We start from the raw sequence: 10,394 nt of genomic DNA on the forward strand, positions 1-10,394 counted from the left end.
AGAATTGTTTCGACAGATCGGAGTTCCATTCTAAATATCACTCGCAGACGAGCGGGATATTTGACGTTGAAGCTTTATGACTGGAACCACTATGATACGTGGAATGAGTTGTTTGACGCTCTTTGCCACGATCGGGGCTACGTCGACAATGCGGACTTGGCGAGTGAATTCTGCCGGCGTTCTGGCAGGGGGCTCGAAAGAGACTATGGGGCAGCGGAAAAGAAGCTGCGGAACTGGCGAAGGGGTAAGCGCGTGCCACTGCCCCGAAATTTCGTCATTCTATCCCATATTTTGGATGTGGAAGCGGACCCAGCGCTGACCACCCGGTGGTACTCGCTTTACCGAATAGCACGTGACCGGGATCTTCCGAGCCACCACATGGACAACTCAGCCTTCGCCTTGATTGGCGCGAAAGCAAGGCGGGGCAAACGCATCATAGTTATCGCTGGGCTGGTTGCCGCGGTGACTCTTGCGATCCTGGCCGCCCATAGCAGCATCGCTACTGATGAAGATATGCAAGCCGGGCTTCCCACAGTCGCTTACAATGCAAGGGCATTTCTGACGATTGGTGCGGAAAAGCTTCTTCATGGGGCGGTTGAGGACTGCGAGGGGGAACCGGCAGCCTGGGAGGATATGCTGCCTCTTATTCCTTCCAGCGCGGTCGGAACCTTCTCCGATGGCGGACTTGCCACCAAGATGATGAACGATTGTGGCAAGGAAATGCGTGTGCGCGCCATAAAATTCACAGCTACCGCATCCGGAGTCGAGGAAGTTCGTGTGCTAGGCGACTATTTCAAAATCGAAGTCGTCCCAGCGTCGAAAGCGGCAAGATGACTGGGTTTCCCTTCAACATGAGGACAAGACATGGATCCGGAGCTAGAGCAGATTGGCAGTTGGCATGAACTCTTCAACCTCCTGTGCGATCGAGCTGGTTTCGTCGACACGGCTCAATTGGCTGCGCAATATTGCGAGGTTACGAAAGGCAGTGGTCAGTCACATTTAGAAACGGCAATGCGCAATCTCAGCAACTGGCGAACGGGAAAGCACTTGCCACGCCCTCGCAGTGTCCGAATACTATCGCAGCTTTTGAAGGTTGATGATAATCCCGAAGTACTATCAATGTGGAATGCGCTTTACCAGCGCGCCAGGGGTGCGGATACGGAGGAAGGGCCGGCCTACACATCCAGTGTAGCCCCAGACGCCACACCCAGGGCCCACGTCTCCTCCGCCACCGGCTTTGGCATCATGTCGATGGTGATGGCGGGCATAGTTTTGTTCGCTGTTGGCGTGGGCACCGGAGCCATTGCTTCGACCGGCTGGCGCCCGTGGCGAACCGCTACGGATGATGCGCCACTCATCACCTATTTACCCGAGGTTCGTCTCGTCGTCGGTCAAAGCCGCATCATCCATGGTGAAAGAGGAGACTGTGGTCAACTGCCCCGCGAGTGGCGTGATGTTTGGGGAAACTTGCCTACGTCTCGTATAGGTGAGTTTACCGATGGTGGGCTGGTGCGGCGCTATTCCATGTTCTGCAAAGGAGTGACACCGGCGCGAGGAATACGGTTCGCGGCCTTATCACCGGGGACCGAGGAAATGTATGTGACCGGCGACTACATGAAGATAACGGTTGTAGCGGAGGACGAGCTAACACCTGTTCATTCAGAAAACAAACAGGAAACGCCGCAGAACGATTGAACACGGCTAGAATGAAACGGGCTGAAGCTCAAACGCTAATCCTCATTGTTCAACGACGCAGGTGACACAATTCACTGTTGATTTACGCTTCAATTGGTTCTTCCTCAATCTGTGTTATTCAGCGGCAATATTCTGGCTCTCATCAGTTCTTGTCCGGCTCTGCCATACATTGCTCGCTCGGAGTTTTGAAGCGGTTGATCTGCCCTTCGGCCTGACCGTTGCTCCAGAGGAGTTCAATTGCGTTTTGACGGCATCAATGTCTCGCCTGAGAACGCTGGCGAAACGCATGGTCGCCGTGAGTTCGGTGTTGATGGCATCGTCGATCCATTGATCCAGCGCTCCCGGCATAGCAACGTGCGGTACAGGACTTGTTTTGGCTGTAAACAAGGTACATTCTGTATATTAACTTGGCTCATATGGCGCTTCAGCCAGAATGCGGACGCTGGGCATCAACGAGGGGGACGGCATGAAACTTTCCAACAAAATCGCACTCATAACCGGAGCCGCTAATGGCATCGGACTAGCGCTTGCGAAGCGCTTTTGCCGCGAAGGGGCCAGCGTCGTGTTGGCCGACCTGCGCGCCGACGAGTTGGAGCACGCTGTGGAGGAGATCAAGCAAGGACAGCCGGCCGTCCGCTGCCTTGGTCTGACCGTCGACGTGGCGGACCGCGCCTCGGTTGAGACCATGATGGGCAAGGCCGTCGACGCGTTTGGAGGAATCGATATTCTCGTCAGCAATGCGGGCGTCTGGAAGAACCTGACCAAGGGGCCTTTCTGGGAAATCTCGACGGCCGAATGGCGCAATACATTCAGCGTCAACACGGAAGGCGCTTTCAACTGCGCCGCCTCCGCCGCGCCTCATCTGATTGCCCGTAAATCCGGCCGGATCATCTTCATTGGCTCCGCTGCCATTGGAGAGGCGCTGGCTCATATCACTCAGTACACCGCATCAAAATCTGCCGTCACAGGGTTGATGCGCTGCGTCGCCAAGGAACTCGGCAAGCACGGAATTACGGTCAACATGATTAATCCCGGCCAGATAGACACCGGCGCCTTTACCCGCGAGCAATTGGAAGCCCGCGCACAAAGCAAGTTCATAAACAGGGTTGGGGCGCCCCAGGATCTTGAAGGCATCGTCAGTCTTCTCGCCAGCGACGAGGGCGGTTTCATTACGGCCCAGCAGGTCTACGTTGATGGCGGCGGCGTGCTCAACTGACGGCGACGATGGACGATAACTTGCCGAGAACGACTGATGTGCCTGACCGGTCCGATGAAGCGACCGGTCTGGCGATTGCCGGCCGTGGCGCCCACTGCGAAGTGGATGGCGTCCGTCTGCACTATCTCGACTTCAATGAAACCGCACCCGGAACGCCGGTCCTGATTCTGCCGGGCATCACCAGTCCCGCTGTCACCTGGGCCTTCGTCGCAAGGCGGCTTGCCACGCGATGTCGGGTCGTGGTGCCCGATATTCGCGGACGCGGATTGTCCGAGAATCGGCCAGGGTTAGGCTACTCGCTCGATGACTACGCCGCAGATGCGAGAGGGCTGATACGCGCGGTTGGACTAGAGAGGCCGATTGTCATCGGTCACTCTATGGGAGCGCGGATAGCTGCTTGCCTGGGCTCCTCGGACCCGGATATCGCCTCCAGAATGATCCTCGTCGATCCGCCACTTTCCGGTCCGGGACGCGATCCGTATCCGACTCCGCTGGCATCCTACCTCACGGCTCGTGCAGCCGCATCGAACGGAGCGACAATCGAGGCGTTCCGCGAGTTCAATCCGACATGGACGGAGGAGCAGATCGCGCTGCGCATCCAGTGGCTGCCAAGTTGTAACATCGAGGCCATCGAGGCCACGTATCGCCACTTTCACGACGAAGACGTGTTCCGGTACTTTTCGGAACTGTCGTGCCCAACATTGTTGCTTTATGCACTGCGGGCGAAGGTGGTCAGTCCTGAGCAGGCAAAAGAGATCGAACATCTTCTGCCGGCCGGCCGAGCCGAGGGCATTGAAGCAGGCCACATGGTCCCATGGGACAATCTGGAAGGCTTTATCGACGCCGTGACCCGCTTCATCATCGCCCACCGATAGCGGCTCGCTCTCCTCGGTTCTCAAAAACTCATCGAAATCCGAATCTTCATGACCGCCTGCGACAGGCATCGAAAGCTACATAGTTAATATTGTTTAGAGGACCGCGACTTGCCGCATCCGAACCTCCGGACAGGATTAAGTGCGAGGAACCTTCGGCGTCAGCGCGATGTTCGCTGGGGTGGGCGGCGCACTCGGGGTTTTGGCGGCACAATTCGTCTCGCCGTTCCGCTTCACCTTCTTCCCGTTCATTTCCTTGCTCGTCGGCATCGTCGTCGGCGAGTTTGTCGGCCGCGATCTTCGGCGCGATCTTTATCCAGTTCGTCCCCAATTTCGCTGAGAATATCTCGTCCACAGCGCCATGGGCGATCTAAGGCGTCGTCATCTTCGGCTGCGTTTACCTCCTGCCGCGCGGCGCTGCCGGCTTGCTTGACTCAGTCGTGAATATCTTGCGCAACTGGCAAGTCCGCAACCGGTCTCTGTGGTGGTTTCAGTAGAGGGCCGGAAGCGAGTGCATCGTCGTTGCGCAAGCTATAGCCTTGGCAGGCGCCACCACATTCGCCTGCTGACGCGCAGGCATCCGCACGAGATAGGAACGAAGGGTCCGCACTTGAGGTCGGTGCAGGGTTGTTGCCGGAAATTCACTTCCGGCTGCGCCATCAGGGCTGGGCGGCCTTCTTGGCGGCGCGCCGGCGCTCAATGTCCTCGATGGTGAGCGGTACGCCGCCGGTCGCCCATAGCCCGCTGGCGACCTCGCTGACGGTGATGAGGACATTGTTGCGGATGCCTTCACCCGATACCCGGACGAAGGCATCGGTGATGTCCCCGATCAGCGCAGTCTGCTGTTCTCTGGTGAATGCGCCGGCAACATGCTGGATTTGAACGAGAGGCATGAAGGTCTCCGTTGAGATGGCCGAAGGGCGAGTAGTACGCGCCCTACCCGCCCATTTAGCGGCCAGGCGCCCGCATATCGTTGGGAAGGATCTCGCCATCCTTGAGGATCTGGTGTCCGTCGAGGAAAAGCGAGCAGTTCTTCAACGGAATGTCGAGGTGACACATCGTGTCGTTGGTTCCGCCCAGTTCCGTATTGGGGCCGGTGGAAAACAGCACGTTGCCGTAGTAGCATCGACCATCAACGCCGAGGCTGTCGCCTGCCGATGGGCTGGTGGCCAAGTATGTCCAGCGCGCATTCTCGTCGAGACCCCAGCCTATGTGGGAGACCGCGTAAGCTTTAGGATCGCGGAAGCCGGCCATGAAATCGCGCATGATGGCTCCTTCGGCGCCACCTCCGGCGATCTCTGTGATATAACCCTTCTCGATGGTCAGGACGATCGGCTCCGATACATAACGCAGGATCGGGTCGAGGAGCAGGTCGCCCGCATCGATGACGACGGTGCCGTCGACGCCATCCTCGTCGCCGCCCGTCCAGACAAACGAACCCGCCCACGCGTCCCATCGGCCGGGCTCGTCGGTATAGCCGTATTGGCTGACAGTTTTCAGATTGCCGATCCGGTAGGTCACATCCGTACCGCCAGGCGAAGTGATGCGCAGTTCGCGCGCCGTCGAGATCGTCTTGTGCGCAGCAGCGACGCGGCGACGAGACTCAGGTGAAGACAAAAGCCTGGACAGCACGTCGAGCGGCTCCAGGACGAGCAACATTCTCGGGCCGGCATCGGTGATCTCGTCCTGCTCCTTCGACCACAGCAGACCGATGAGGTCGATGACCATGTCGACATTCTTCAGCGCATCGATGGCCGCCTGCTGGCCGCGCAGCGAATTGCCCGGGCCGAAGAAACTGTCCGGACGCTTGCGGATGTTGACATGCAACGTGTCGGCGCCAAGATCTTCCGCCGCCGCTGCGAAGGCAAGCGCATAGTCCCTGCGGATCAGATCTTCCGAAAGAATGCCAATGCGTTGGCCGGACGTCACTTTGCAGAGTTCGAGTTCTTTCCGGAACAGATCGAATATGTATTTGTCTACACTCATCGCCCACCTCAAACATTCCGCAAGACCCGCCGCATTCGCGTCGGAAATTCCGATCGTCGTCCGTTACGACTAGTCAGGCTGAAACAGAGCGCTGGCCTTAGGGTCCCCTTTCGGCAAGTCGAAGAGATCGCTTGACAGCGAATTGATATACTCGATGGTATCGCGGCTGGAGACGACGTCGGCGTATTTTGCGTTCATGTCGCAAAGATTGATGGCGTGCGAGGCTTGCGAACGATCCGCGCAACCGTCCTCGATCACCGCCACGCGGTAGTTGTAGCTGAAGGCGTCGACCACGCTCGCCCGTACGCATCCCGAAGTTGTCGTGCCGGTCACGAGCAAGCTGTCACAGCGCAGATGCACCAGGTAGTCCAGCAGTGGCGTGCCGTGGAACGCGCTTGGCTTCTGCTTGCCGATAACGAGATCCTGAGGCGCCGGCGCGATGTCGGGAACGATGATGTTGCTGCGCAGCGTCGTCTGCCCGAGATAATCCTTGTTCACCCGGCTGTTCTTGTAGGCCCATGCTCCCTGGTCCCACGCGTCGCTGCGTCGAAGCCCGGATGTATAGATCACAGGTACTCCCTTACCGCGACAAGCTACCAAAAGCGACTTGATCACGCCGACGGCCGCCCAGCCTTCTTCACCGCATGAATTCATCCAGCGCTTCACCGATTCCAGGATCGGCTCGGGGCGATCGCCGACAAAACCGTAGTTGACGTCGATGATCATCAGCGCCGGCCGCTTGCCGAAGCCTCCACGGGCGCCATATCCCGACGCCGCGAAGACCTGTTTGTCCCTCTCGGTAAGGAACTCGTCCCAAATCGGCGCTGCGCCGCTCGCATGTGACATCTGAGTATTTCTCCGTGATCCCTGCGGCTCGCCGCCTTCGCATTTCCGTATGCTTTTGGACTGCCCCAAACTGCAGCGAGAGCCAAGCACACCGGTTCCCCTGCACCGCTATTTAGCGGCTGGCTGGACGCAATTAATGTACATAATGTATATTAATTGGCGCCTGTCAAGGCCGGTATGTAAGGCACAATCGCGACGTTAGACCCTTGCGTGCGGCTCGCCACTGCCCGTTCTCAACGCTGCGCGAATAGCGTCTCGACACCGCGCGCCAACCGCAGAAGCGCGCTGTCGTGCCCTTGCGGCGCCGCCAGCATCAAGCCGACCGGTGCTTTGCCCACCGCATGGATCGGCAGGGAGATAGCGCAGCCATCGAGCAGGTTGATGATCGCCGGATTGCGCAGCAGAAGCAGATTGATGCGCGCGAATTCGCTGTCTTCCACTAGGTCGTCGATGCGAGGGGGAACGATCGGCACAGTCGGCATCACAATCGCGTCGTACCCGTCGACCAGTTCTTCGACCGCTGCGATGAAGCCGGCCCGGGCGTTTAGCAGATCCAGATAGTCTGCCGCAGTCTGTGAGCGTCCCCGCTCCATCCTCACCCGGACCCGCGGATCATATCTACCCCCGTCACGCTCCAGAAGCTTGCGGTGCCAGTGATAGCTTTCCGCAGCGGCAAAGCCGCCAAGGGCATTGATCGAATGAATGCTGTTGAGAACCGGCATCTCCAGCCTGCGCACGATGACGCCTGCCCGAGACAATCTCTCCAAGCTTGCGTCGAAGACCAAGGAGACCGTTGCGTCCATGCCGTCGGTGACGAAGTTAGTCGGAACGACAAGCCGCAGGCCAGCCAGATCGACTTTGCCGTCCGCGAGGTTGTTCATACCGCTCAGGATCGATGTCAAGGTCACGCAGCAATCGACGCTCCGCCCAATCGGGCCGACCGAATCCAGACTAGGGGATAGCGGCACCGTGCCCGCGGTCGGCACCAGTCGCGCCGTCGGCTTATAGCCGACCAGGCCCGTAAAGGCTGCGGGGATACGGCACGAACCGCCTGTGTCCGTGCCGATCGCTCCATGCGCCATGCCGTCGCTGACCGAGATCCCAGCTCCCGATGACGAACCGCCGGGTATGCGGCGCGAGGCCCGATCCCAACTGATGGCCGGGGTTCCGTGGTGCGGGTTAATGCCGACGCCTGAAAACGCGAACTCGCTCATATTAGTGCGGCCGACGATTACCAGACCGGCGCGCCTCAATCGGCTGACGGCTTCCGCGTCGCGGCCAGCCGGCTTCTCACCCGCCAGCACCACCGACCCGGCGGACGTGACTTGTCCTGCGACGTCGAACAGGTCCTTCACGGAAATCGGAATGCCAGCGTAGGGCGAAACAGAGGCGCCGGCGGCGCGCAGAGTGTCCATCGCCCGGGCTTGCGCTCGCGCTCCGTCCGCATCGACATGAACAAAGGTCTGTTGCCCTTCACCGTTAGGAGCGCAAATCGCTGCCAAGCACGCTTCCGTCAGGGCCTCGCTGGTGGTGTTGCCGTCATGCAGGTCGCGAGCGAGTGAGGCGAAGGTAGGGCTGGTCAAAATCGCCCCCGTCAAACCGGGTCGAAGTAGTGGATTTCCAAAAGCACGCATCCCTGCTTGGACAGGAAGGGGCCATGAAAGGCACCGGGCGGGCGGCAAGCATAAGTGAACGGCGCGAACGCCTCGCCACCTTCACCCTTGTCGTCGTTTCCGACGGTGAGGTCGCCGCTGACCAGAAAGACCTCTTCCCAGTATTCGTGCACGAAGGGCTTGGTGGTGTAGGTGCCGGGGTCAAAACGCAGGAGCCTCGTGCGGGTGCCGCGCTTGCCATCCTCGTCGAGGACGCCCGACAGTATCTTCTGCTGGATGCCCGACGGATAGCCGGTCGGCACTTCCCAGCCAGCATCCATGTCCAGTGTATGAAACTCGTCATGTGTCTTATTAACCGGCATGACCACTGTCTCCCGTGCCTGCCCAGAGCGGGCTGAATTGCGTTGCCACAACATCTTCATAGGAAGGGTGGCCCTTGAGAATGCCGATGCGCCGGCAAAAGGCGGTCATATCGGCGACGAAGTCGCGCGAGATCGACGCATCATAGTACGGCCCGTCGCGACGAATGAGTTCGGCAAATAGGCCAGCTTCCTGCTCCGGAAAGACCTTGCTCGCCACCTGCGTTGCCAGCGAGGGGTCTTTCCGTAGTGCAGCCTGCGTCGCGACGATCGCCCGAACGGCCGCCGCGGCCCGGTCCGGCTGGTCCTTGATCAAGCGGTCGGTAGCGGCAATCGATGCCATCGTATAATTGAACGCTTCCTTCGGCCCATCGCCGCGCCGGATGTCGAGCACCACCGTGCCGACGCCACGCCTAACCGCGACCTCCGTGCCCATTCCATTGGCCCAGAACCCGTCGATCTGTCCGGCCTCCAGCGCCTTGGCAGCAGTCAGGCCGAAATTTACGCCGGCGCCGACTGCGCCAGGTACTGGCGCTATCAAAACCTGGTCACGCTCTATATCAATGCCGCCGGCAACAAGCAGACCACGCAGGCCCATCTCCACCCAGGGCGCCGCGCCGATCCGTCGTCCCTTAACTACCGAAAGGTCGCCACGGGTGGCGGCTAGGTCGGCGCGCATGACCAGGAACCAATACATTCCCTGGCCCTGGGCGCAGATCAGCTTGACGCCATCCGATTCCGGGAAAGCCGACAGAGCCGAATGCGCCGAGCCGGCGACGAGGTCGACGTCCCCGTCGCGCAACGCAGCATAGGCTTTGTCGACGGGGAAGATCATTTCGATAGAAGCGTCTATCCCCTCCCGCTTGAACATGCCGAGCTCAACCGCGGCGATGGCAGGAAAATAGGAGTTCGAGATCAGGTCGGGGACGGCGATCTTCATGTCTGCGCTCGTCCTGTTAGCCGGCTATCGTGAGGCTTTTGACGTCATATGCGTGCGCGATCCGGTGTCCTGTGACAGGGTCCTCCAACTCATATTCGAAACGCTCGGAGGGACGAACGCCCCCCCGCGCCGCGAGGGTGCCGCAGAACATCACCGTGCCATCCTCCAGCGAAGCCTCCCAGCGGGCCAGCAACTCGTCGGGCGACAGCATCGCTGCGACGCTGCCTTCCTGATAAAGCACACGCGCGCCATTCTCGACGATATAAGAGCGCAGAATCAGCTGATCCCAGTGATCTGAAACCGTGTCGAAGTCCCAAAACACCGGGGCGACCGGCTTGTCGCACATTTGCTTGGAAACGGTGATGTTGTAGGTTTCCACCTTGCGGTCGGTGTGGTCGGATCCAACGCCGACCCAAAGCCGGCCGCCATGCTTCAGCAGGACAAACTCGACTTCGCCGCTCGATTCCGAACCGCTCGATTCAAGGACAGGCGCGGTTGTCAGCCGGCTCGCCGCCACCCGGTAGAAGATAGGGGTCGAGGCAGGGCGCTTGACGCCAAGCTCTTCCAACTCGACGATATGCTTTTCAAGCGCTGCCTTGTCGCGGCCGGTCCATCCCGCGATGATGGCCGCGTGAACGGGCACGTCGGTCGCGCTGCCCAATTGAAGCCTCAGGACGTGCGAAGCAACCATGTCGGCCGGCCTCCTTGATTGTTTTCGTTTATGCATTTAGCAGCACGTTCTCTAAGCAGCGGCTGTATCGAGTGCTGCATCGACGAGCCTGCCTGCGCGGTCGAAGTCGTAGTTTCGGTACATGTTGGTCTTCACGAGATAGGATGCGCCGCCGTAGAACTTCTCGTACTGCTGGT

General features: G+C 59.5%; 12 protein-coding genes and 1 pseudogene. 5 read left to right on the top strand and 8 right to left on the bottom strand.

The window, feature by feature from the left end:
- Positions 1-66: 66 nt before the first annotated feature.
- A complete protein-coding gene (locus ICI42_RS21565) occupies positions 67-834 on the top strand; it encodes a hypothetical protein (protein WP_188166667.1) in 768 nt (255 codons plus the stop codon).
- Positions 835-864: 30 nt separating this feature from the next.
- Complete coding sequence (locus ICI42_RS21570) at positions 865-1,695, top strand: hypothetical protein (protein ID WP_188166668.1); 831 nt, start codon at positions 865-867, stop codon at positions 1,693-1,695.
- A 104-nt stretch (positions 1,696-1,799) separates the two neighbouring features.
- Here the strand turns inward: ICI42_RS21570 and ICI42_RS21575 are convergent.
- Positions 1,800-2,031, bottom strand: a pseudogene (locus ICI42_RS21575) (transposase); the annotation flags it as partial.
- A gap of 97 nt (positions 2,032-2,128) precedes the next feature.
- Between ICI42_RS21575 and ICI42_RS21580 the strand changes: the two are divergent.
- The 3 genes from ICI42_RS21580 to ICI42_RS21590 all read left to right on the top strand — a co-directional run bounded on the left by ICI42_RS21580 (position 2,129) and on the right by ICI42_RS21590 (position 4,123).
- Positions 2,129-2,911, top strand: coding sequence for an SDR family NAD(P)-dependent oxidoreductase (locus ICI42_RS21580; protein WP_188166669.1), 783 nt, complete (start codon positions 2,129-2,131; stop codon positions 2,909-2,911).
- An 8-nt stretch (positions 2,912-2,919) separates the two neighbouring features.
- A complete protein-coding gene (locus ICI42_RS21585) occupies positions 2,920-3,786 on the top strand; it encodes an alpha/beta fold hydrolase (protein WP_188166670.1) in 867 nt (288 codons plus the stop codon).
- Positions 3,787-3,925: 139 nt separating this feature from the next.
- On the top strand, positions 3,926-4,123 hold the full coding sequence (locus ICI42_RS21590) for a hypothetical protein (protein WP_188166671.1): 198 nt from the start codon (positions 3,926-3,928) through the stop codon (positions 4,121-4,123).
- Between the two features lie 319 nt (positions 4,124-4,442).
- On the opposite strand, the gene ICI42_RS21595 is transcribed toward ICI42_RS21590, so the two are convergent.
- The 7 genes from ICI42_RS21595 to ICI42_RS21625 form a co-directional block, all read right to left on the bottom strand.
- Positions 4,443-4,676, bottom strand: a complete 234-nt coding sequence (locus tag ICI42_RS21595) for a tautomerase family protein (RefSeq protein WP_188166672.1) — start codon at positions 4,674-4,676, stop codon at positions 4,443-4,445.
- A 55-nt stretch (positions 4,677-4,731) separates the two neighbouring features.
- On the bottom strand, positions 4,732-5,769 hold the full coding sequence (locus ICI42_RS21600; protein ID WP_188166673.1) for a M29 family metallopeptidase: 1,038 nt from the start codon (positions 5,767-5,769) through the stop codon (positions 4,732-4,734).
- 69 nt (positions 5,770-5,838) lie between these two features.
- Entirely contained in the window at positions 5,839-6,495 is a 657-nt protein-coding gene (locus tag ICI42_RS21605) for an isochorismatase family protein (RefSeq protein WP_230980497.1), read from the bottom strand.
- Between the two features lie 353 nt (positions 6,496-6,848).
- Entirely contained in the window at positions 6,849-8,249 is a 1,401-nt protein-coding gene (locus ICI42_RS21610) for an amidase (protein ID WP_210317445.1), read from the bottom strand.
- Positions 8,210-8,590 (bottom strand): cupin domain-containing protein, encoded by a 381-nt coding sequence (locus tag ICI42_RS21615; RefSeq protein ID WP_188166675.1) that lies wholly within the window; start codon positions 8,588-8,590, stop codon positions 8,210-8,212. The genes ICI42_RS21610 and ICI42_RS21615 overlap by 40 nt, the downstream gene beginning before the upstream one ends.
- Complete coding sequence (locus ICI42_RS21620) at positions 8,580-9,527, bottom strand: ABC transporter substrate-binding protein (RefSeq protein WP_188166676.1); 948 nt, start codon at positions 9,525-9,527, stop codon at positions 8,580-8,582. The genes ICI42_RS21615 and ICI42_RS21620 overlap by 11 nt, the downstream gene beginning before the upstream one ends.
- 16 nt (positions 9,528-9,543) lie before the next feature.
- The gene (locus tag ICI42_RS21625) at positions 9,544-10,218 is read right to left on the bottom strand and encodes a DUF2848 domain-containing protein (protein WP_188166677.1); all 675 of its coding nucleotides are present in this window, start codon (positions 10,216-10,218) and stop codon (positions 9,544-9,546) included.
- Positions 10,219-10,394 lie beyond the last annotated feature (176 nt).

This window comes from Oryzicola mucosus (assembly GCF_014534685.1).
In the GTDB taxonomy this organism is placed as follows: Bacteria; Pseudomonadota; Alphaproteobacteria; order Rhizobiales; family Rhizobiaceae; genus Oryzicola; species Oryzicola mucosus.